The sequence below is a fragment of the Frondihabitans sp. Leaf304 genome (assembly GCF_001423105.1).
In the GTDB taxonomy this organism is placed as follows: Bacteria; Actinomycetota; Actinomycetes; order Actinomycetales; family Microbacteriaceae; genus Frondihabitans.
On the sequence record NZ_LMNV01000002.1, the window covers coordinates 476,095 to 499,658 of the forward strand.

A 23,564-nucleotide genomic window follows, 5' to 3' on the forward strand; every position below is an offset into this window, starting at 1 on the left:
GATCGACTTTCGGATTGGATGGACAGACCACTCCACGACGAGTGACGTGTATCCAGTCTGACACGCACCCCCTCCCCCGGCGCAAGGCACCCATCCTGGGCACTCCCGCACTTATTGGTATTTCACAGGTAGCTGCTCTCGGGTTGATCGCCCCACGGGTTGGTCAGTGTCCGCGATCTGCTGATGATTGCGACCGAGGACTAGCCGATCGTGGACACTCACGAGAGCCCGACGAGAGGCGGGGCTACTGGGAGGGGATGTCGGCGACGCAGAAGCGCTGGGCGCCAGCGGTCGAGAGATCAGCCCGCGACGTCGGCACGGTCGGGTGCTCGGTGGCCTCGGCGGTGCTGCGGACCACGAAGCACGAGGCATCCGTCAGGCCGAGGCCCGACTTCGGCACGAATGCCTGGCGTCCGCCCTTGACGAAGCGGGTGACGTCGATGGTCGTCGACGCCTTCGTCGTGACCGAGACCGAGTAGGGCACGTCGGGGCCGTTCCACTGCAGCACGTAGTTGTTGCCGCCGTCGAGCACGGTGAGACCCTCGACGGCATCCGGCCCGCGGAGTACGTGCTGCAGCACGAAGAAGGCGGCGACACCGAGAAGGATCACGCCGGCCGCAATCAGCGAGACGATGAAAGCGGGCTGCTTGCGAAGCGGTGGAGTGCTGTCGTCGACACCGGGCTCGGGGAGGAGATCCGGGAGCGTCTCAAGCGTGACCGCCGACGGGGAGCCGATGCCGGAGACAAGCCCGGCGGATGCGGCGGAACCGATGACGCGGTGGGTGAGAGCGGTGACCTCGCGTCGAGGAGCGAGTGCGACCGCGGTCGGCGCCGGCGCGGCGGGTGCAGCGACCGGGGCAGGAGGGGCGGCAACAGGTGCAACCGGGGCAGGCACAGCCGGGGCGGGAGCAGCCGGGGCAGGCGCAACCGGAGCAGAAGCAACCGGCGCAGGCGCAACCGAAGCGGCAGCAGGCGGCGCCACCGGCAGCACGCGCCGCGGAACGGCTCGCACCTCGGGAGCGGCGTCGACAGGCGTCTCGACGCGAGCACGGCGACCGTGGGGTGGAGCACCGGCGGGACGCACCGGGGCGCCGGTCGGGCGGACGGGTCGGCGCGGATCCTGGGATTGGTCGTCTGTTGCCACGGAATCCCCCTTCACGCTGTCGTCGCTCGTCTCGAACGACCCCGATGCTAACCTACGGGTGTTCCCGCCCCGGGTCGACAGACTCCCGGCGAGACGCACGAAGCAGGGCGAGCACACAGATCGGCGGGGGTTCGATTGTCTTTTGGCCGTCGACGGCGCCGTTTCGGTCGTGGCCGTGTGCGGTTCGCGGCGGTCGTGGTCGCAGCTCTCGCGCTATCGACCGAGCTCGTGCCCGCGCATGCGGCGGTCAGCGACGACGTGCTCAGCATTCCCTTTCGCGGCTCCCAGCAGAGCGCCCTGCCGAAGGGCTGGACGGTTACGGCGTGCCCGACCGGACGCACTCCCGATCTCATCACGGTGCGCTGTGACGACCGGGCCGTCACCTTCGCTGCCGCCGGTTACGACCGCGGTGTCGGCACGCAGAAGGTCGTGATCGCTCTGAGACGAGGATCCGAGACCCGCGCCGAGACCTACCGGGTCGCCCTCGCCCCCCCGACTCTCTCGGCACCCGCCCCCGCGTTCCACGACGTTCCGCTGGCGCAGGGGTCGCTCGCCACGATCCCCTACTCGGAGCTGCCGGCGACCTGCGCGAGCTGCACGACGACCGGGCCGACGTTCGCCGGAGCCACCGTCACTCCGGCTCGTGCCGGGGCCGCGAGTTTTGGCCCTCGCGGCATCGTGTTCCAGTCGGCACCCGACTTCAGCGGGCGGGCGACCATCCACTACCGGATCGATGACCCGGTCGGCCAGCGGTCGGCGCCCACGAGCGTCGAGGTCGCGGTCGTGCCGGGGATGACGCACGCGCCGACGATCGCCGGTGCCACGGCGCGAACCGCCAAGAATGCGGCGGTCTCGGGGTCGGCCGTGGTCGACGACACAGTGGCGAGCGGCTACCCGATCACCCTGAGCCGCTGCGGACAGCCGCAGAACGGCAGCGTCGAGTGCAAGGCCGACGGCACGTTCGTCTACCACCCTGACACCGGCTTCACCGGCATCGACCAGTTTTCGTACTTCGTCTACGCCGACCGCAGCGGCGACCAGGCCGTCGGCTCGGTCGTCGTCGGCGTCGGCCGCTCCTCCACAAACAACCCGGCCCGCGCCCTCGCCGCCGAGCCCTCCCGCGAAGCGGTGTCGCCGCTGACGCCGCCCCGCGACACCGACCAGAACGGATGACCCCGTGCGCTTGACCTTCTCTTCACCGGGTGACCCCCTCGGAGCCTCGGATCTCGTCGTCGACGCAGAGCCGACCGTGTCGGTGGGCGAGCTCGCCGAGGCGCTCGGGGTGCCGGTCGCGTCGGTGGCTCCGGGGCAGGATCCTGCCGTGCCGGCGACCGAGGTCGGCCTACTCGTCGGAGCGACCATCCCGAGCGCGGAGCCCGTGCTGCTGCCGGTCGGCGCGGTGCGGCTCGAGGTCGTCGGCGGGCCGTTCTCCGGTGAGGTCGTCGGGCTTCCGGCGGGATCGGTCGCGACACTCGGCAGCGGTGCCGACCAGCTCGTGCAGATTCTCGACCCCGCTCTGCTGGCGCAGCACGCGACACTCACGGCGGCACGCGAGAATGCGACCCCGGCCGCACCCGGGTGGGGGCAGGCCGCTCCCGTGTCGATGATCGTGGAGCCGTCGGGCGACGATGCCGTGGTCACGGTGAACGGCCGGCGCATCGACGCTGCGACGACCGTCACGGGTGACGACCTCGTGCAGCTCGGGTCGAGCGTGCTCCGGATCGGCCGTCAACCCGCGCGGAACGCCGACGTCTCCCCCGACACTCTGGGGCGCCTCGCCTACAACCGGGCCTCGCGAATCCACCCTGCGCCGACGACGCCCGTCGTGACGCTGCCGGGCGACAAGCCCACGGCGGCCGAGAAGTCGCCGGTGCCGTGGCTCGCGGCGATGCTGCCGGTCGTGATCGGTGTCGTCATGGCGTTCGCCTTCCGCACCCCCGTGATGCTCGTGATGGCGGCGGCCTCGCCGATCATGGTGATCGGCAACAACGTGACTAGCCGGCGCACCGCGCGCCGCACGGGCAAGCGGACGATCGAGAAGTGGCGCTCCGAGGTGGTGGCGGCCCGCGCGGCGATCGAGGCGGCAGCGGAGGAACAGCGAGCTCGCGGCTGGGCCGACGCGCCCGATCCGGTGGCGGTGGACGACATCGCGACCACGCCGACCGACCGGCTCTGGGAACGCCGGCAGGGCGAGCCGGACGCGCTCACGGCGCGAATCGGGGTCGCCGAGCTGCCGCTGGAGGCCGACTATCAGGGCGCGGGCACTCGATCCTCGTCCGAGCCGTTCCGGGCCGGTGTCTCTCCCGTGCCCGTCTCGGTCGACCTCGCCCGAGGCGTCGTCGGCATCGCCGGCCCGCGGGCTGTCGCTCTGAGCATCGCCCGCACCCTGGTCGTCAACCTCGCGGTGACGCGGTCTCCCCGTGACCTCGGCGTGATCCTGCTGTGCGATCAGGCGTCGGAGGCCGACTGGGCCTTCACCCGGTGGCTCCCGCACGTCGAGGCGGCCGACGGGGCGCTCGCCCTGATCGGCAACACGTCCGACACGCGGCTGGCCCGACTCCGCGAGCTCGGCTCTCTGATCGAGGGGCGCCGTGCGGCCCGTGGTTCGCGCTCGGACGTGCGGTTCGACACCGACGTCGTCGTGGTGATCGATCAGGCGCGGACGCTCCGCACCCTGCCCGGCATGGTCACCCTGCTCGAGCAGGGGCCGGCCCTCGGCGTGCACGTCGTAGCGATCGAAGACGACCGGTCGCGGCTGCCACAGGAGGCGGTGACCGAGATCCTCGTCGATCCGGCGGCCCTGACACTCGGTCGCGTCGAGTCGGCGACCGCACCTCACGCGCGCGTCCTGCTCGACAGCACGACAGCCCAGCGCGCCGACCGGATCGCTAGAGCCCTGGCGCCCATCGTCCACGTCGGCGGAGTCGGCGACGACAACCTGCTGCCCGCGTCCGTCCGCTTCGCCGAACTGCGCGGCATCGACCTCGACGACCCCCAGCCGATCGTCTCCCGCTGGTCGTACGCACCGCGCGAGACGCGGGCCGTCGTGGGCGCCTCGGCCGACGGTGAGTTCGCGATCGATCTCGCGAGCGACGGCCCCCACGGCCTCGTCGCCGGAACGACCGGCGCGGGCAAGTCGGAGTTCTTGCAGACCCTCGTCGTCTCGCTGGCTCTCGTCAATCGCCCCGACGCGCTGAACTTCGTGCTCGTCGACTACAAGGGCGGCTCGGCCTTCGCCGACTGCGAGCGACTGCCGCACACGGTCGGCCTGGTCACGAACCTCGACGGCCGTGAGACGGAGCGCGCGCTCGAGTCGCTCGACGCCGAACTCAAGCGCCGGGAGCGAGTGCTGAAAGACCTCGGCGCCAAAGACGCCGATGCGGCCTGGGACAAGGATCCGGCTGCTGCGGCCGCCCGTGGCCTCGCCCGTCTCGTCCTGGTCATCGACGAGTTCGCCGAGCTGAAGACCGAGCTACCCGACTTCGTCAACGGTCTCGTGCGCATCGCCCGGGTCGGTCGGTCGCTCGGGGTGCACCTCATCCTCGCCACGCAGCGGCCGGCCGGGGCGATCACGCCCGAGATGCAGTCGAACACCAACCTCCGGGTGGCTCTGCGCGTCACCGACCGCGGCGACTCGACCGATGTGCTCGGATCGCCCGAGGCGGCGTCGATCTCGACGTCGACGCCCGGGCGCGGCTATGCCCGACGCGGGGCAGGGGCCGCTCCGGCTGGATTCCAGACGGCGCGTGTCGCCGGACGCCGCCCGGGAGTGCAGGCCTCCTCCGCCGATGCGCCGCGGGTGGTCACCCGCTCGTGGCGCGACGTGGGCCTGCCCGTGGTGTTCCCGAAGCGGGCGTCTCACGCCGGCCCGATCGATCACGACGACACCGATCTGCGCGCGCTCGTCGACGTGATCTCGTCGGCCACGGAGGCGCTCGGCGTGGCCAAGAACCCCTCGCCGTGGCTCGACCCTCTGCCGACGGCGCTCGATCTCGCGCATCCGGCGCTCGACCGTTCGCTGGTGGCCGAAGGATCCGTGATCCTCGGCCTCGAAGACGTTCCGTCGGAGCAGACGCAGCGTCCGCTGACCTGGAACCCCGCCGACAACTCACACCTCGAGTTCGTCGGTGGCGCCCGGTCGGGCCGCACCTCGGCACTCCGGTCGCTCGTCGCGCAGCTCGCCGAGCACAACTCCCCCGACGACCTGCACCTCTACGCCATCGACTTCGGCAACGGCGGGCTCGGACCGATCCGTGACCTCCCGCACACCGGCGCCGTCGTCACGCCTCTCGAGTCGGGCCGACTGCCACGCTTCATCCGCCGTCTCGGCGACGAGATCGGACGCCGCCAGAACCTGCTTTCGCGCGGGTCGTTCGGCGACGTGCGCGAGCAGCGGGCGGCCGTGCCCCGCCAGGAGCGTCTGCCCTACGCCGTGGTCGTCATCGACGGATGGGAGCGGCTGACGAGCGACCTGGGGGCCGACGCCATGGTCTCGTTCCGCGACGAGATCGTGCGGCTGCTTCGCGAAGGCCCCGCGGTCGGCGTGCGCCTCGTGATCGCCGGCGACAGAGCGCTCATCAACGACAAGGTCTCGGCATTCATCGACACGAAGTACCTCCTGCCGATGACCGACCGCGAGGACTACCGCACCGCTGGCATCCCCGTCCGCGGCCTGCCCGCCGAGATCCTGCCCGGGCGCACCTACTTCGGCACGCCGCTGCGAGAAGCCCAGTTCGCTCTGCTACCCGGCGGGCCTTCGGGCGAGGCGCAGAGCGCTGCGCTGCGCGCGGTCGTCGCGGCGGTCGTGGCGTCGGTCGCGTCGGACGCGTCCGCGACAGGGGAAAGCGCAGGACCCGGCGACACCGCCGCCGACACTGGCGCCCAGATCCGCCCGTTCCGCGTCGACGTCCTCCCCGCCGAGATCGGCCTCGAGGCCGCGGGTGGGCTCCCCCTCAAGACGGACGGCCCCGGCTCCGGCCTCGGATCCGGGAGCGTGCCCCGCTCGGCCGTCGTGCTCGGCGTCGGGGGCGACGAGCTGTCGCGCTATGCCGTGGACGTACTGGAGAACCGCGGGCTGATCGTCGTCGGCGACCGCCGCACCGGGCGTTCGACGACCCTCGCGCTCGTCGCGACGCAACTCGCCGCGGCAGGACTCCCGGTCGTCGCGGTCGCACTGCGCGAGTCACCCCTGCGCGACACGGCCCGGTCACTCGGCATCCCGCTGATCACCGACGCCGACCTCGCCGGGGCCGCCTTCGACGAGGTCGTCGCGCCCGCCACGTCGTTGCTCGAGGGCGTCGGAGCGGTCGTCGCCCTCCTCATCGACGACGTCGAGACGCTCAAAGACACCGCCCTTGAGCGCGAGGTGCTCGACGCCCGGGCCCGCTTCGCGTTCCTGGTGTCGGCGCACGTCGACGAGGCAGGCGGACTGTTTCGCGGACCGTTCCCCGAGGCCAAGAAAGCACGCCGCGGGATCCTGCTGTCCGCGTCGACGGCGATGCACGGCACCCAGACGTTCGGTGCTCCGCTGCCTCGGTCGTTGCAGGGGCAGGCGGCTCCCGGCCGCGGTGCGTTGTTCTGGGAAGGCGGGTACGTCGAGGTGCAGGTGCCTCTGCCTCTGCCTCTGCCGTAAAGGGGCGCTTTGTGCGGCGCGGCCCTCGGTCGAGGTGAGTGGGCCGGTTCGCGTGATCCGCTCGTGTCTCTCCGGGGTGGGCACCTTCGTAGAGGCGTTTTGCGCGCGATCACATTTGAGGCGGCGCAAAACGTCTCCGGGGAGGAGTCACGTCCCGGCAGTCTCGGCACAAACCCTCGCGAATGGCCGGAGAACTCTGCCTAGGACCACCTCAAACGCCGGTGGAGAGGGTTCCAGTGGGTAGCAGGTGAAACCGGTCCGACCTGAGGCAGCAGCGTCAGCGAACAGCGCTGGCCGACCAGGGCTAGCCGACCAGCGCGCTGAACGACCCGAACTCGACCCGCGATCCGGGGTCGAGCTCGTAGCGCACACCCGAGTCGAGAGCGAAGGCGCTGCCATCGGGGTAGATCAGGCGCGTGCCGTTGCCCGAATCGGCGTCGAGCACCCAGGGCACGCCGTCGAAGGTGCCGAATGCGAGGTGCACTCGCGACACCGACTTGAGCGGGTCGACCAGGGTGACCAGGTCGACGGGGCCCTCGTCGAGCTCGGACGCCAGCTGGTGCAGATGCGGATTGCGACCGACCACAACCGAGCCGGCGGCCTCGAGAGTCTGACCGTCGCTGAAGGTGAGGAGCAGGGGAATCACCGTCCCATTCTGGTGCGAGAACGTCTCGGGCGGAGATCGTTCAAGAGACGTCGGGCCGAAGCCCACAGCGACCGCGCGGTGAGACGGAACCGGAGGCGCTGCCAGCGCGTCGGAGCCAGCGCGATGACACTGAGCTTGGCGGCGTCCGCCTCGCGCCACAGGCGATCGACGTCGGCCGAATCGAGCACCTGCGTCGAGAACACGCTGCGCTCGGTCTCCGCTGCCAGCCGCTGCACCTCTGGCGTGCCGACGAGAGCGGCGATCTCGGTGCGCGTCGCCGACGCGTCGACGTCGAAGCCGGCGTCGTCGATGGTGTCGCGCACTTCATCCCAGGCGCCGGACGCCGCGACCTCTCGGGTATCCGCCGCGCGACGTCGGCGTCGACGAAGCAGTCGCGCGAGGGCGATCGCCCAGAGCGGCGCGGTCACAATCCCGAGCACCAGCACGATCGGCAGGCCGACGCGCGCCACCGCCGCGAGTACCTCGAGCCAGCCAGCCGCCGCCGGCTCGCGGCTGGCCTTCTGCCCATCGCGGTTCTGCGAGACCGCGGCGTCGTTCTTCTCGGGCGGTGGCGGCGGCAGAACCGTCTGCGGCCGGGCGACCGACTCCGACGGAGTCGTCTCGGTGGGCGGAACCGGGCCCTTCTCGGGGTTCGGATCGATCGACACCCAGGATCCGCCCGACGTCTCGACCTCCACCCGTGCTGTGAGATCGGCACCCGTGAACGTCGTGCTGCCGGCGGCGCCCGCCGTGCTCGTGTCGTCGTCGGAACCGGACTTCGCGTAGCCGACGACCACGCGGGACGGGAATCCGACCTGGCGTGCGAGGAGGGCAAGAGCGGGCGCGTACTGCTCGGCGTCGCCGAGGACGGGCGACGAGGTGAGGAGCTTCTGGATCCTGCCCGCGGAATGCCCGGCGGCACTGAAGGGCTCGCCGTCGCCCGAGTCGCTCACGTACCCGGAGCGGAGCCAGCGCGTCAGGGCGGCGAGACGACCGCCGGGGGTCGTCGCACCGTCGGAGTGGGCCTTGACGGTCGCGGCCAGCGCAGCGGGAAGCGCCGACGACACGGGTTGTGTCGCACTGCCGGGTCGCAGCTCGGCGAGCCGGTCGAGCGATGTCGCGCCGGCGATCGCCGTGTCGACCGTGTACCGCTCCTCCGAGACGACTCCCCCGGGCAGAGCCGCGGTGCTCGTGGTGGCGTTGAGGTAGTAGTCGGTGTCGGGGGCGTTCGCGTCGAATCGAACCCGCGAGACGTCGCCGGCGGTCGGCAGCCAGACCCCGCGGTAGCCTTCGACGCTCACGCCCAGGGAGACCCGCTCGCCGTCGACCGTGCCGCGGTCGACGGCGGACGGAACCCGGGCGAAGGTGCCCGACGACGCCGTGTCGCGACCGTCTCCGACGGTGAAGGCCAATCCGTCGTATGAGTCGAGCGTGGCGACGCGCAGGAGGGCGCCGTCCGGCAGGCCGGTGACCCGGAGCATCGGTTCGACGGCGTTCGGCGGCAGAACGCTCGTCCGATAGCCGACGAGGGGGCTGACGTAGTGATCGGGGTCGAACGGCGGGGCCACCGCGTCGCGGAGGACGGCCCGGTCGGACGACGGCGGCCTGGTCATCGCAATGGCCGTTCCTCCCCCGACGGCGACGGCGACGAGGAGGGCGGCAGTGATCACCCGTGTCATCGAAAGGGCACCGGCTCCGAGGCCCGACCACACACCCCAGGCGAGCGCGACGACCACGAACGCCCCGCCGACGGCGAGCGGCAGGGTCGTCGTGGTGCCACCGAGGGCGATCCCGGCCGCCAGGACGGCGACGGCGGGCACGACGGCGAGGCCCGGCCGTCGCGAGCGAAGCGTGAGCGACACCGCCACCACGACCGCGGCGAGCAGCACGACCAACGCGGGCACCAGCAGGGCCTCGTAGCGGCCGAGAGGCAGGTCGACCGAGAGCATGCGCTTCCAGGAGGTGACGGTGCCGATCACGAGGGCACGGAGACCGCCGCCCGTCGGCAGCACCCCGAAGGCTGCCTGAGACGGCACGGCGAGCGGGACCCCGACGAGGAGGTAGGCGACGAGGGTCGCGACCACGACGAGCAGCGCGGGCCAGGCGCGCACGGCGGCGATCCCGGCGAGGAGCGATCCGACGACGCAGGCGGTGATGGCGAGGGTGACGAGTGCTGGATCCTGGTAGACCGTCGCGAGGGGCACTGTCGCGACTGTGAGGAGCAGAAGGGCGAACCCCGAGTGGATCAGGCGGCGCGCGGTCAGAACAGCGTGCCCGGCCCCGACACGGCGCCCGCTCACCACACGACGCCCGCTCACGAGACGCCCCCGGCGAAGGATCCGCGGAGATCGTCGAGATACCCGAGCGTCACGACGCCGAGCTCGCCGAACCGCTGCAACCCGGGCTTCTGCTCGGGCGAGCACACCAGCGCGACCACCTCGACGCCGAGCGGGAACCGCAGCGACCACGACTGGAGATCGCGCAGGGTCGGCGTCGATCCGCAGACCAGGAAGACGAGCGACGCACCCGAGACGCGATCGGTGGCGAGGCGGGAGACCAGGCCGAGGCCGACGCCCGACGACCCCTGGTCGAGAGTGCTCAGCTCGTCGAGGAGCCGCTGCCGGCCGCGCGTGCTCACGAGTCTCGGCTCGCGAACGCCGTCGACGTCGTCGCCCGAGGCCGGGGGGCTCGTCACCACGGTCACGTCGCGCCCGTCGCGCAGGGCACGAACGGCGATCGAGGCTACGGCGCCGATGCCGAGCTCGAACTCGTCCGCACCGCGGAAGTCGGTCTCGGCCAGACCGAAGGCGATGACGACGTGGCTTCGGCGCGTCTCTTCGAACTGGCGGACCGTCAGCTGGCCCGTGCGCGCCGTGCTCTTCCAGTGGATGTGCCGGCGGTCGTCCCCCGGTCGGTACTCGCGCAGGGCATGGAACGAGATGTCGTCGGTGGTGAGATCGCGCGTCGACGTGCCCTCGAGGTCGCGGATGAAGCCGTTGCTCGTCGGCGGCACCGCCACGGTCGCCGGGTGGATGAAGACGTCGACCGTGTCGGTCCAGAGGGCGTCGCGACGGAAGAGGCCGAGCGGATCACCGCGAACGGTGCGGACCGGCCCCACGCGGACGACCCCGCGGGCGTCGGCCGGGATCCTGAACTCCGTTGTCGACGAGGCCCCGGCGCCGAACTGGACCGGCACCGCCGACTCGCCGATCTGCACCTCGAGGCGAGCACCCCAGAGCGGACGCCGCCCTTCGGAGCCCAGCACGACGCGCCCCGACACGGGCGACCCGACCACGGTGCGCACGACGGGCACCTCGAGCGCGACGGTGAATCGGGTGCGCCCGATCAGAAACAGCGCCGACAGAACGAGCAGGAACGCGAGTGCCAGCCCCGCGGCGGCGAATTCCAACCAGCCGAGGCCGTATCCGACGGCCAGGGCTACGACGGTCGCTGCGAGCGCGGCCCAGCCGAACGGCGTGATGACGCTGCCGACGAGTCGCGCGAGAGAGAAGACGCGCACGGCCGTCCGACGGCGAAACCGGCGGAAGCGACGCAGACGGCGCGCGAGGCGACGCGTGGGCCGACGATCCGAGCCCCGCGACGTCGCCGCAGTGCCCGTCGCACTCGTCGCCGCGGTGTGCCCCGTGCGAGTCGTGTGGCCGGTGCGAGTGCTCGTGTCGGAGGTCGGGGTCACACGGGCAGCCGTCTCGTCGGCGGCGCGACGTCGAGCAGGATCCGGCCGACGATGCTCGTGCCGGTCACCCCGTCGAATTCGGCCTCGGGGTCGAGCACCAGCCGGTGGGCGAGCACGGGTTCCGCGAGTGCTTTGACGTCGTCGGGTAAGACGTAGGTGCGCCCCTGGCTCGCGGCCCAGGTCATCGACGCCCGGACGAGCGCGAGGGCTCCCCGCACGCTCGAGCCGAGCCGAACCTCGTCGGCGAGCCGGGTGGCGTCGACCAGTCGCGACACGTAGTCGAGGATCGCGGCGTCGGTGACCACGAGCTTCGCCGCGTCGATCAGCCCCAGCATGTCGGCCACGCCGATCACCGGCTCGATCACCCGGTGATGCGACTTGACCCGCGCTCCCTCGAGGATCCGCCGGGTCGAGATCGCATCCGGGTAGCCGAGGCTCGTCTTCAGCAGAAAACGGTCCAGCTGCGCTTCGGGCAGACGGTAGGTGCCGGCCTGCTCGATCGGATTCTGCGTGGCGATCACCATGAACGGGTTCGGCACCGAGTGCGTCACGCCGTCGACCGTCACCCGCGACTCCTCCATCACTTCGAGGAGTGCCGACTGCGTCTTGGGCGAGGCGCGGTTGATCTCGTCGGCGAGCAGGATGTTGGCGAACACCGGCCCGGTGTGGAACTCGAACACGCCGTTCTTCTGGTCGTACATGCTCATGCCGGTCACATCGCCCGGCAGCAGGTCGGGGGTGAACTGGATTCGCGAGCTGGAGCCGCCCACCGTCTGGGCGATGGCCCGAGCGAGCGACGTCTTGCCGGTGCCCGGGAAGTCTTCGAGCAGCAGATGCCCCTCGCTGACCAGGGTCGTGAACGCCAGGCGCACGACGTGCGGTTTGCCGAGCACGACCTGCTCGACGTTCTCGACGAGGCGGTCGAAGACCTCCTTGAACCAGGCGGCCTGTTCGAGAGTCATCGTCTCGTCGGGCTGTTCGGGAGTCATCGGTTCTCGTTTCTGGTGGTGGTCATCGGCGTTCGGCGGTCGTCGGAGTGCGTCACGGCTCAGGGCGCCGGAGCGGTGGGCGGTGGGGTCGCGGGCGGAGTCGTGGGCGGCGGGGTGACGGCTGCAACCGGCGTGAGATTCTGGCCGATCTTCGTCTCGGGGCCACAGGTGTCGGAGCCCTGGAACCGGCAGGCCCTCGCGAACACGTCGAAGGTCTGCCCGTACGGGTTGCCGTTGGGTGTGCCGACGCCGGTGATGAAGCCGCCGTCCTGATCGATGCGCTGCCAGTTGCCCGAGGGCTGACCGGCCGTGACCAGGCTGTATTCGTAGTGGTCGACCCGGCTGCTCGAGTCTCTCAGCCGTCCCACGCGGATGTCGGTGGCGACCTCGGTGCCGCCCGGCGTCTGCTTCTCGAGCGTCGCCTCGCCGGAGGGCGCGGCGGGCAGGTTCGTGTCGGCGACCCCGGAGGTGAACCGCGCGCAGAACAGGCCGTTCGAAGCGTAGACGGCGTAGCGAGAGCGGCCGAAGCCCGGATCCTGATCCGTCCACGAGGTGGCCGAGCCGACGTTCGTGCCCGGCATCGACTCGGGGCGGCAGGAGTCGGGAGTGTCGCCGGTGACCGGGGTCACCGAGTAGACGAGCGCCTGGCCGCCGTTCGCGCTGCCGGGCGTCCAGTCGACACGCACGCGGATCCCGCCGTCGTACAGGGTGGCGCTGCTGACCGCGACGTCGGTGGGCGGCCCGACCGAGTTCGAGCGCGCCGAGGCGGGCTGAGACGTGTTCGTCTTGTTCGAAGCGGTGATCGAGATGGCGTATTCGTTGCCGGGCTGGATACGAGGATCCGAGAGGGCCAGGCTCGTGGCGGTCGCCGGCAGCTTCTTCGACAGCGAGACACCCGGCCCCGAGAAGACCAGCGAGTACGACTGCACCGGCGTGCCCTTCGTCGCCTGCGGGGCGCTCCAGCGGGCCAGCATCGAGTGGCCGCCGGCGTCGGCTGCGGTCGCGGTCAAAGAGACGTCGCGGGGTGCCCCGGGCGTGCCGTCGATGACGACGGTGTCGCTCGCCGGGCTCGGCTTGCTCGTGCCGAGAGCGTTGTCGGCAGTGGCCGTGAACGCGAACGGTGTGCCGTAGGCGAGACCACGGACGACGCACGCGTCCGGGTTGGCGCAACGGGCCGTGACGGACTTGTCGGTGGAGGTCACGGTGTACGCGCGCACCGGCGAGTAGTTGGGGAACGCGTGCGGGATCCTCAGGGTCACCTGCGCTTTGTCGGTGTCTTTCGCCGCGATCGCGGGAGCCTGTGCGGGGGCGTCGGGAACATCCTGGATGGTCAGCGAGATGGTGCTGGAGGCGTAGCGGGACGGATCGTTGGTCACGTCGGCGACCTCGTACGGCACCGTGACCGTTCCGGTCTTGGCCGTCTTGGCGACGCGGAGGGCGACGACGCTGCGGTCGGCGCTCGGGCTGACGGTGACTCCCGCGGGCAGGCGGGCACCCCGGCCGACTGACACGACGCGAAGGGGGTGCCCCGGGAACGGGTTGGTGGCCTGGTCGTTGGCGAGGACGGAGACGCTGGTCGAGGATCCGCGGCGGAGCGTGACGCTGTCGGGGATCGGTTCGACGATCGGCCTGGTGGAGCGGACGATCGAGACCGTGACGACGCCCGACTTGCCCGCCCCCTTCGAGTCGCGCACCGACACGACGACGCGGGCAGTGGTGCCGACGGTGCCGCCGTCGACGGCCCGGAGCGACAGCTTCGCCCCTGACACGCTGGCCGTGACCGCGCCGGGCGTGCCCGAGACGGCCGAGTAGCGGAGCTCGCCATAGCGGTCGGGATACGGGTAGTCGGTGAGGGCCTGGAGGTCGACGGTCGTCGAGGCGCCGGCCTCGAGCGGCAGGTCCGCTCCATTGACCACGGGCGGTTCGTCGGTCTTCGGGGTCACCGTGATCGGAATCGTGAGCGTGGCCTGGTCGAAGAACGACGCCGCCCGCCCGGCCGGGGCGTCGGTCGCCGTCAGGGTGATGGAGGCGGGCCCGAAGTAGCCGGTCCGCGAGGTGAAGCGGAGGGTCCGGTCGTCGACGACGAGGCTGGAGCCGTTGGAGTAGGTCGCCGACACGCTCGACGACCCGGTGATCCGGACGGCACGGCCGGAGACCCCCTGCAGTTGGTCGGCGAGTCGGATCGTCAGAGTCGACCCGCTGACGACGGTGAGTGCGGGCGCATCGGGCCGGAGCTCGGGCCTACCGTCGTCGGTGCCGGGCACCCAGACGAAGGCGATCGACGACGTCGCCGCCGAGTCTTTGCGCGAGACCCGGAACGGCACGATTCGGCTCGACTTCGCCACGGCGATCGTCACCACGCCACCCGTGACCGAGGCCCCCGACGAGTACCCGGGCAGGAGCGACAGATCGAGATCGGCCGACGAACCCTCCGAGAACGTCACGGAGCGAAAGGGACGGACCTCGACGCTCGATCGGCCGGCGATGTCGCTCGACTTCAGCACGATGTCTCGCGCCACCGGGCCGGCGAGCGGCGCCGACTTCGACACGTCGAGGTAGAGCCACGCCGAGGCCGAGCCACCGCGCGAATCGCGGGTCGAGTAGAGGACGCCGTAGCTCCCCGCCTTCTCGGGTGCGGTCAGTGCCACCGAGTTCGCGGTGAAGCTCGGCCGCACGGCGGAGCTCGTCGCCTCCACGCCCGTCACCTCGACGTCGCCACCCGACGGAGCGCTGTCGTTGTCGAGCACGTGCACTGAGAGCTTGGTTCCGGGCCGAGTGCGCACGAGGTCGTCCTGGGCGATCGGCGGCGCGACGACCCCCGACGACGGAGTGACCCCGACGCGAATCGTCCCGGTGCCCACGGCGCCGACCGCGTCGACGACCGAGTACTCGAAGGTGTCGGTTCCCGAGGCATAGGAGGAGGCCCGATAGGTGATGGAGTCGGTGCCGACCGAGGCCACGGCGCCGAGCTTCGGTGCGGAGGCCTGCCCGACGAGGCTGACGGCGTCGCCCTCCGGGTCGATGCCGGAGAGCGGGATCGGAATCGTGACCGCTCCCCCGGCGGTGACCCGAGCGGTGACCGTCTGCGGGGCGGGAGCCCGGTTGTCGGCGTCGTCTCGCGCTTTCACGGTGAGCGACACCGAGGCGGTCGCGTACTGGCCGTCGGACTGCGTGATGCGGTACTTCGCGGTGAATCGGCCGGGCTTCGCCGGAGCCAGGTAGCGCAGGCGATCCTGCGCCGCGAACAGCAGGCCGCCGTTCGAGGCGACAGGCTGCTCGAGAGTCGGCGCGAGCTGGAGCGGCTTGTCGTTCGGCTGCCGGTCGTTCGCGAGCACGGGGATGTCGACGACCTGTCCGACCCGCACGACGCTCGCGTCGCCGACGGCCTGCGGGGGTTGCAGGCGATCGGGCTCCGGCGTCTCGACGACGGTGACCGTTCCGGTCGCCTCGGCTTTGCCGTTGGTGACCGTGTAGTCGAAGGTGACCGGCCCGTCGAGAGAGCGGGTAAGGGTCACGCGCAACGTGCCCTTCTGCACGATGCCGACCGTCACGCCCGATCGGGCAGGAATGCCCGAGACCGACACGAGCGACAGCACACCGCCGGCCGGATCGCTGTCGGTCGCCAGCGGATCGACCGTCTTCGTGTCTTGCAGATAGAGGAATGCCGTGGTCGGCACGGTGATCGGAGGCAGGTTCGCACTCGGCGGATCGATCACGTCGATGCGGATCGAGCCACTGGCCGTTTTCGTTCCGTCGGTCACTGAGTAGCGGAGATGATGGGTTCCTGCTCGAGAGGCCGAGACGGTGAAGGTACCGTCGGCGAAGTCCGGCTCGAGCGTCACCGATTCGTCGCCCTTGGCCGCGGTGACGCCGTCGAGCCGCAGCGTCCCCGTGCCGCCGCGCGCGTTTCCGAGCGGGGCCACCGACTGCTGCTCGCCGGTGTACCCGGTCAGCGAGAACGACTCGGCGATGATCGGAACGCTGCCTCGCGCGCCCACGGTGACCGTCTCGGATCCTGCGCCCTGGTCTGTCCCGTCGGAGACCGAGAGGGCGACCGACTTCAGAGACCCCTTGGCCTTGGCTGCCGAGCCGGAGTCGGTGAACGTGACCAGGCCGTCCTGCAAGAAGTTGACCGAGTCGGGGCTGGCCGTGCTCGCCGACCGCAAGAAGATGGGGTCGGAATCGGGATCGACCCAGTCGGCCAGCACGCTCGTGCGGGTGGTACCACCGGCGGCGACCGAGGTGCGAGTGGCGCGGACCTGCTTTGGGGCGCCGTTGACCGAGTCGCCGTGAACCTCCACGGTGACCCGTGCCGACGCCTCGTGCCCGTAGCCGTCGCTGATCGTGTAACGGAAGCTCCGGCTGCCCCGTGCGTCGTCGCGTGTCGTGACGAGGATCTTCTGCGCGTCCTCGACGATGTCGACCCGGCCGAAGTCGGTCGGCAGAGCAGTCGCGCGGGTGACGACCAGGGCATCGCCGTTCGCATCGCTGTCGTTGAGGAGCACCGGGAGCGTGTTGGCGCGCCCCGCTCGCACGCCGAACGAGTCCGCCCGGGCGACGGGGGCCTTCTGGGCGGGGTCGAGCTTCGGTGGCACGTCTTCGCGGGACTCGGTCGTCGTCTTCCGTTTCGTCTCGTCGACGAAGTCGCTCCAGTTGTCGATCAGCTGACCGCCGTGCTGGAGCGCCCAGCTGCGCCCCGACAGGGCATCGTTGGCGACGAGGTGGTGCCCGCGCACCAGCAGCGCCAGCGGGGCAGCGCTCGTTGCCCGGTCGAGCGTCTCGGTGGTCGGCGTCGATCCGTCGCCACACTGGCGAAGGGCGATGCCGCCCGACCAGGCCGCGTAGTCGCAGCCGTCGAGCCGGACCGGCGCGGCGGGAGTGCCCCGACCGCCAGTACCGACCACCGAGACGCGGCGGTCGCCCGGGTCGACGGCGAGCAGGCGCGTCGAATCGGAGAGAAGGATCCGGCTGCCCGTCGTCGAGGGCTGCTGCAGTCGGGCCGACCCCGGGTCGCCGATCCCCGTGGCACCACCCGTACCGGTCGTGCCCGTAGCCTGGCCGCTCGTCAGATCGACGAACCCGCCGTCGACCCACAGCCGCCCCGACACGGCGTCGAAGAGCACCGGGCGACCCGAGACCAGGGTCACCTGCACGCTCGGCGCCGCCCCCGGAAAGCGCACGGCCCGCGACGAGGCGGCGCGGCCGCTCGTCGGGTCGAGCGATCCGGTGACGAGGGTGCCGGTCTTGGCGCTGTAGCCGGCGTAGCCGTCGTCGGCGTCGACTGCGAGGGTCGCCGAGGATCCGAGACTGAACGTGGGCGCACTCGTCGCCTCGAATTTCGACAGGTCGCCGAGCGTCGAGGCCCAGGCGTCGCCCGTCGAGGCCCGGTAGATCGCCGCCCACCTGCCGGACCCGACCACGCGCGGGGTGCCCTCGGGCAATGGCACGGTGTCGGTCACCGTGCCCTGGGCGGGATCCACGAGCTGGAGTGTGTTGGCCCCGGTGTCGTGGACGACGACGTGAGTGTCGTCTTGGAGGAGCTCCATGTCGGAGCCGTCGGTCGCGACGGTCGCAGTGAGGGCGCCGATCTCGGTGTTGGCCGTGCCGAGGAGTCGGTCGCTGCCGTTCGCCACCCACACCGAACCGTCGTCGAGGTGGTGGTCTTGGCGCTCGTAGCCCGGAGAGACGATCGCGGCCGCCACGACCGTCGCGACCACGACGACGCCGGCGACCGTGCCGATGGCGGTGCGGCGGCGAGGGCTGAGGCGAGTGAACCGGGACGTGACGCGACTCGCGGCTCGGGTGAAGGCGTTCGGCACTCTCAGCCGCCCACACAGGTCGGGTCACTCGCCGGGCCGATTCGGCCGTCGCGCACCACCGTCACCGTGACGCAGGTGCGAGCACCGGTCGTCGCGGAGCGCTCCAGCTCGAACGACGTGCCGGTCTGCGTCGTCGAGCGCGAGCCCGCGCCTCCGTCGAGCCGTACGCGATAGGCGTCGCCCTTCGAGAGGCCGGGGTCGTCCCACGAGAAGCGGAAACCGGTGGTCGTGGTGTCGGCAGCGACCGTGCCGACGCGGGGCACATCGGCCCCGCCCCTCGCATGGAGCTCGAGCGGAATTCCGATACCGGCCAGCACGACCAGAGCCGCCACCGAGATCGCCACGACCCGAATGGGCAGAGAGACCCGAGACCGTCCAGTCAGAGCGGAGTCGTCGTCGGCCGAACGCACCACCGTCCGGTCAGGTACTGACACCGGTGCCGCGGTCACGGGAGCGACTGCCGCGGGTGGCCGACTCGCGAGGGCACGACCCACTCGCGAGCGGGAGCGAGAGCCCGTGTCGGCCGTGTCGGATCCTTGTTCTGTCCGCCTCGACGCCGACCTCGGACGGCGCGGGGTGCCGGACGCCGTTGCGCGAAACGACAGGGCCGGAATGTCGGCCTGGAGATCGAGCGACGACGAGTCGAGCACACTCTCGGTGGGCAGCAGGAGCGGAGAGGGCCTCGCGCCGAGCTCGGCCTCGACCAGCTGGAACTCGCGCAGTAGGTCGACGATGCGTGCGGGGCGTCGTGCGGGGTCTTTCGACAGGGCGCGGGCGAGTGCCTGTTCGAGCCGCGCCGGAACGTCGGCACGGCCGGTCGTGGGGGCTGCGTTTCTCCCGACGATCCGCCGCTGGATCGCCTCCATCGAGTTGTCGCCGCCGACCACCTCGAACGGCGACCGACCGGCCAGGAGCCCGTGGATCGTCGCCGCGAACGCGTAGACCTCGCTCAGAACGGTGCCGCCGGTCGTGCCCCGAAGCACCTCGGGGGCCGACCACGGCACCGAGAGTCCGCGGGTCTGGTCGTCGTCGGTGGCGAGGGCCGCCGCGATACCGAAGTCGGAGAGCACCGGCCGGCCGTAGCTCGTGCGCAAGATGTTCGAGGGCTTGACGTCGCGGTGCAGGAAACCGTCCCGGTGAGCGGTCTCCAAGACGCTGCCGACGGCCAGGGCGACCTGGAGGACCTCGGTGACTCCGAGCCGCTCGGTGCGAAACCTCGTGCCGTACGACTCGGGGCAGTACTCCATCACGAGATACGGGCGACCGTCGGCGGCGATGTTCGCCTCGTAGACGGTGAGCACGTCGGGGTGGGCGGCGAGCTGCGCCATCAGGGTCGCCTCGGCCAGGAACATCCGCCGCCGGTCGGTGTCGGCCACTCCGGCCAGCAACACCTTTATGGCGACGCTTCGGCGGGGCAGGCTCTGCTCGTAAAGAAAAACGTCGGCGAACCCGCCCGTGCCGATCGGCCGGACGACGGTGTAGCCGGGGAGCACGGGTGCGGTCTCGGGGAGCCTAGAGGGCACCGACGGCTCCCGGGTCGGAGCCGGCGGGGTCGAGGCCCGCGGGGTCGGAGCCGGCGGGGTCGGCGACAACCGTGATCGTGACGTCGGCGGTCAGCACCAGACGGGTGCCGGGGACGATGGGCACGGCCTCGTGCGGAGTGAGTCGGTAGGGCTCGCCGACGACGGGAATCAGCGTCGTGCCGTTCGTCGAGGCGAGGTCGCGCACGACGAGATGCGCTCCCGAGCTGGTCAGCGAGAGGTGCGTCGCCGAGACGTGGTCGGTCACGCTCGACACGGCCAGCAGGGCTGCCCCGGCGTCGTCGCGGTCGCGCGGGGCGCGCCCCACCAGGGTGGTCCCGTCGACGCGGTGGAGCACGCGGCCGTTGCGGTCGGCGAGGTCGATGAAGAAGAACGCAGGATCCGAGGGGGCTGCGCTCGCACTCCGGCCACCGTCGGCGGTCTGCCCGGCGTCACCGGCCCTCGGCGTCAGGATCGTCGCGTCGAAGTCGGGCTCGAGAGTCGGCTTCGCCGTCCCGTGAGGGGTGTTCGGCTGCTCCTCGCCGAGAGTCAGGATCGTCTCGTCGAAATCGAAGTCGAGATCGGACTCGTCGGGGGCGATCTCGACATCGTCGCGGTGGACTGCCAGAACACCGTGGATCTGCTCGACAGGCGGGTGGCGCCCGTCGACCTCTAGCGTTTCGGTTCCCGTGGTGATGCTGAGACGAACCCGCGAGCCCAGTGTGATCTGCACGATGCGTGTGGAGCCCTGGCGAATCGAGAGGGCGGCCTCGTCGGTGTGGTCGGGCACCAGAGCCAGCGTCACCGGGCGAGCCCACGTGAGATCCCAGCCTGCCTCGTGCACCACTCCCCCGATTCCCCGTTTCTTGCTCAACCAGACTACCCACTCCGGTCGTACTTCTCGCGGGGCACAAATGCCCGTTGCCGCTCCGTGCCTGCCCTGCCCCGGCCCCGCCCCGAATTTGAAGGAGATCCTGGTACCCGACCCCGTCGGATCCTTGATTCTTCGTCGCCGCGCGAGCGTTTTTCCTTCGAATTTGCACGGGCCGACGGAGAGCAGCACTCGCGAGTAGGGCGGACGGGACTTGAACCCGTGACCGAGCGATTATGAGTCGCCTGCTCTGACCAGCTGAGCTACCGCCCCGAACCGCCGGATTCGATCTCGTCTCCGGCCCGAGCGCCTGGCGCGGACGCGGACTCGATCGAAGGAGCGGCGGTGTCGGCGACCGGGGAGGTCGCCGATTGCCCACGATACAGCTTCTCGAACGTGTCGAGCGTGCGGTTGATGTCGTGCGGCTCGATCATGGCGAGGCTCGCGCGGCGCATGGCGATGTAGTCGTCGTCGCTCTTCGTGAGCACGTCGGTGAGCTTCGCGGCGAGGTCGTCGGCGTCGCCCGGAGTGAACAGATAGCCGTTCGAGCCGTGGTCGACGAGGTGCGGAAGCGCCATGGCGTCGGCGACGACGATGGGGAGGCCCGACGCCATCGCCTCGAGGCTCGCGATGCTCTGCAGCTCGGCGGTCGAGGGCATCGCGAAGACGGTCGCGTCGGTGAGGGTGCGGCGCAGCTCGTCGTCGGAAAGGTAGCCGGCGAACGTGACCCGTTCGGCGAGGCCGAGGTCGGCCGCCATCTGGGTCAGCTTCGCGAGGAGGTCGCCGCCTCCGACGATGGTGAGGGTCGCGCCGAGAGCGGCGGGCAGCTTCGTCATCGCGGTGAGCAGCACGTCGATGTGCTTCTCGCCCGTGACGCGGCCGACGAAGACGATCCGGTTGGTCGACGGACGGTCGGGCCGCGCCGTGTAGTGCGAGGCGTCGATGCCGCACGAGATCGGAATGACGCCGGTGATGTCGGTCGCCTCCTCAAGGAATCCGGCGGCCTTGCGCGTCGGCGTCGTGATCGCCTGGCAGTGCTGGTACGTGTTCGCGGCGTCTTGCCATGCCCGTCGGGTGATCCAGTCGAGCAGCTTGCGGGGCATCGGCGGTGTGTGCTCGATGAGGTTCTCGGGCATGAAGTGGTTCGTCGCGATCACACGAATGCCGCGCTCTTTCGCGATCGTGGTCAGCCCGCGGCCAATGATGATGTGCGACTGGATGTGCACCACGTCGGGCCGGAACGAGTCGACGATCGGCCTGGTGTTGTGCTTGACCGTCCACGGCGTCGCGAAGCGGAGCCAGTCGTGCAGCGGCCAGCGGGTCGAGTTGAGTCGGTGCACGGTGAGCGTCGCACCGGCATGCTGCTCTTCGAACGTGCCGTGGCGACGGGTCGGCGCAGGCGCGACCACGTGCACATCGTGACCCCGCTCGGCGAGGCCGACGGCGAGCCTCTCGGTGAAGTTCGCCGCGCCGTTGACGTCGGGCGGAAAGGTGTCTCCGGCGATCAGGATCCGAAGCGGCCTGGTATCGGAAGACCTCGCGGTCGTCTCATCGTGATGGTCGATCGTCACTTGTCGGTTGCGTCCTTGCCGTGGGCGGTGCGGCCGCGGAGTGGGCGGCCGGTGATCCGGGCGTCTTGTGCTGCGGCCCCCGTGTCGGGGCCGACACCAGTCAGGCTAGCTCAGCCCTTGGCCTGCGGATGGTATTTCGCCAGCTGGAACACGCCGTAGACGGCGATCGCCCCCGCGACGACGTAGAAGATGCCGGCCCACCAGGGCGCTTGCGAGGCCTCGCCGAGTACGAGGATGCCGATGCCGACCGCGACCAAGGGGTCGACGACGGTGAGGCCCGCGATCACGAGGTCGGGCGGGCCCGACGCATACGCGTTCTGCACGAAGTAGCCTCCGAGACCGCCCGCGGCCAGGAGGAACAGGATGCAGACGGCGGTGAGGATGTCGAAGTTGTGCGACTCGACGCGGTTGATGACGACCTTGGCGAGGGTGGCGACGAATCCGTAGAGGAACCCGGCGGCGATGATGTAGAACAACGCCCGGATCTTGCGCCGGAAGAGGGTGAACGCGGTCAGGAGCAGCGCGAAGACGATCGCGAGGATCACCAACACGGTGATGAGCTGCCCCTGGGTGATGACGGGCTCGGTTGCTGTCAGTGCGGCCACCAGCACGAACAGCGCGACGCCGCCGACGCAGAAGAGGATCGCGCGTTTCGACTGTCGATCGAGTCGCTGCCTGGTGGTCCGCGAGTTCAATACGGCGGTCACTACGAGGGCGACGGCGCCGAGCGGCTGCACCACGATGAGCGGAGCGAAGCTGAGGCTGGTGAGCTGGAAGACGATGGCGAGCGCGAGCATGAGGGTGCCGAGCACCCACGACGGCCGGCCGAGGAGTCGCAGCACCTGCCTGACATTGAGCCCCTTCGAGGCACCGCCGGAGGCACGCTCCACCTTCGTCACACCCCGGTGTTGCAGCTGCGCGCCCACCGAGAGGAAGATCGCGCCGATCAGCGCGAGCGGGATGCCGATCGCGGTCTGAGAGTCGAGTGTCACCGGCTCGGTGAGGACGTCGAGAGGCAGAGGCACGCTCTCACGGTACCGTGAGGCCCGGCGCCGGGCCCGCCGATAGGCTGAGTGAATGGCTGTCCGACCGATCACGATTACCGGCGAACCCGTCCTCCACGAGGTCGCCTCCCCCGTCACCGTCTTCGACGACGAGCTCCGCACTCTCGTCGCCGACATGTTCGAGACGATGGACGAAGCGCCGGGCGTCGGCCTGGCCGGCCCGCAGGTCGGGGTGGCCTTGCGCGTCTTCGTCTTCTCCTGGGCCGACGACGAGGGCGGGTCGTGGCGCGGTGTCGCGATCAACCCGGAGCTCTGGCAGAGCCCACTGACCCTCGACGACCTCGACGACGACGACGAGTCGGAGGGGTGCCTGTCGATTCCGGGCGAACGCTTCCCGCTGCGTCGTGCCGACAGCGTCCTGCTCCGGGCCGTCGACCTCGAGGGCGAGCCCTTCGAGATCGAGGCGCACGGCTGGCTGGCCCGCATCTTCCAGCACGAATACGACCACCTCGACGGCATCCTCTACGCCGACCGCCTCGAGCACCCGTTCTCGAAGGCGGCCGCGAAGGCCGTCCGCAAGAACGGCTGGGGCGGCCCCGGCCACACCTGGACCCCGGGGCTCGACCACCCCGAAGGCTGAGGTGTACATCGAGGGCCAAAACCTTTGCTAGAGT

At 70.7% G+C, this 23,564-nt stretch carries 13 protein-coding genes and 1 tRNA gene; 3 read left to right on the plus strand and 11 right to left on the minus strand.

The annotated features are described in order from the left end of the window. Window positions 1–244: 244 nt before the first annotated feature. The gene (locus ASF54_RS02135) at window positions 245–1,144 is read right to left on the minus strand and encodes a hypothetical protein (protein ID WP_157509982.1); all 900 of its coding nucleotides are present in this window, start codon (window positions 1,142–1,144) and stop codon (window positions 245–247) included. Window positions 1,145–1,339: 195 nt separating this feature from the next. On the opposite strand from ASF54_RS02135, the gene ASF54_RS02140 reads away from it, so the two are divergent. Together ASF54_RS02140 and ASF54_RS02145 are read left to right on the plus strand one after the other, a co-directional pair. Next, window positions 1,340–2,317 (plus strand): Ig-like domain-containing protein, encoded by a 978-nt coding sequence (locus tag ASF54_RS02140; protein ID WP_162237086.1) that lies wholly within the window; start codon window positions 1,340–1,342, stop codon window positions 2,315–2,317. A 4-nt stretch (window positions 2,318–2,321) separates the two neighbouring features. After that, complete coding sequence (locus ASF54_RS02145; protein ID WP_055958254.1) at window positions 2,322–6,776, plus strand: FtsK/SpoIIIE domain-containing protein; 4,455 nt, start codon at window positions 2,322–2,324, stop codon at window positions 6,774–6,776. 304 nt (window positions 6,777–7,080) lie between these two features. On the opposite strand, the gene ASF54_RS02150 is transcribed toward ASF54_RS02145, so the two are convergent. The 10 genes from ASF54_RS02150 to ASF54_RS02195 form a co-directional block, all read right to left on the minus strand. Beyond that, complete coding sequence (locus tag ASF54_RS02150) at window positions 7,081–7,422, minus strand: FHA domain-containing protein (RefSeq protein ID WP_055958257.1); 342 nt, start codon at window positions 7,420–7,422, stop codon at window positions 7,081–7,083. Next, complete coding sequence (locus ASF54_RS02155) at window positions 7,419–9,845, minus strand: transglutaminase-like domain-containing protein (protein ID WP_326934237.1); 2,427 nt, start codon at window positions 9,843–9,845, stop codon at window positions 7,419–7,421. The genes ASF54_RS02150 and ASF54_RS02155 overlap by 4 nt, the downstream gene beginning before the upstream one ends. Next, window positions 9,737–11,116: a DUF58 domain-containing protein gene (locus tag ASF54_RS02160; protein ID WP_055958263.1), complete on the minus strand. Its 1,380-nt coding sequence runs from the start codon at window positions 11,114–11,116 to the stop codon at window positions 9,737–9,739. The genes ASF54_RS02155 and ASF54_RS02160 overlap by 109 nt, the downstream gene beginning before the upstream one ends. Continuing rightward, on the minus strand, window positions 11,113–12,105 hold the full coding sequence (locus tag ASF54_RS02165) for an AAA family ATPase (protein WP_055958266.1): 993 nt from the start codon (window positions 12,103–12,105) through the stop codon (window positions 11,113–11,115). Before ASF54_RS02165 ends, ASF54_RS02160 begins: the two co-directional genes overlap by 4 nt. Window positions 12,106–12,164: 59 nt before the next feature. After that, window positions 12,165–17,924, minus strand: a complete 5,760-nt coding sequence (locus tag ASF54_RS02170) for an Ig-like domain-containing protein (RefSeq protein ID WP_055958269.1) — start codon at window positions 17,922–17,924, stop codon at window positions 12,165–12,167. Window positions 17,925–17,926: 2 nt separating this feature from the next. After that, entirely contained in the window at window positions 17,927–19,447 is a 1,521-nt protein-coding gene (locus ASF54_RS02175) for a serine/threonine-protein kinase (RefSeq protein WP_162237087.1), read from the minus strand. After that, a complete protein-coding gene (locus tag ASF54_RS02180) occupies window positions 19,437–20,318 on the minus strand; it encodes a hypothetical protein (RefSeq protein WP_157509984.1) in 882 nt (293 codons plus the stop codon). Before ASF54_RS02180 ends, ASF54_RS02175 begins: the two co-directional genes overlap by 11 nt. Before the next feature lie 196 nt (window positions 20,319–20,514). After that, window positions 20,515–20,588, minus strand: a tRNA-Ile gene (locus ASF54_RS02185). Further along, window positions 20,579–21,880 carry a glycosyltransferase gene (locus ASF54_RS15990; protein ID WP_084816115.1) on the minus strand — a complete coding sequence of 434 codons (1,302 nt, stop codon included), beginning with the start codon at window positions 21,878–21,880 and terminating at the stop codon, window positions 20,579–20,581. Before ASF54_RS15990 ends, ASF54_RS02185 begins: the two co-directional genes overlap by 10 nt. Window positions 21,881–21,996: 116 nt before the next feature. Beyond that, window positions 21,997–22,911: a DMT family transporter gene (locus ASF54_RS02195; RefSeq protein ID WP_370275191.1), complete on the minus strand. Its 915-nt coding sequence runs from the start codon at window positions 22,909–22,911 to the stop codon at window positions 21,997–21,999. A gap of 52 nt (window positions 22,912–22,963) precedes the next feature. On the opposite strand from ASF54_RS02195, the gene def reads away from it, so the two are divergent. Beyond that, window positions 22,964–23,530: a peptide deformylase gene (gene def, locus ASF54_RS02200; RefSeq protein WP_055958281.1), complete on the plus strand. Its 567-nt coding sequence runs from the start codon at window positions 22,964–22,966 to the stop codon at window positions 23,528–23,530. Window positions 23,531–23,564 lie beyond the last annotated feature (34 nt).

Bases quoted from the DNA above. Each gene is read 5' to 3' on its own strand.
- ASF54_RS02165 (WP_055958266.1), bottom strand. From the start codon at position 12,105: ATGACTCCCGAACAGCCCGACGAGACGATGACTCTCGAACAGGCCGCC.
- def (WP_055958281.1), top strand. From the start codon at position 22,964: ATGGCTGTCCGACCGATCACGATTACCGGCGAACCCGTCCTCCACGAG.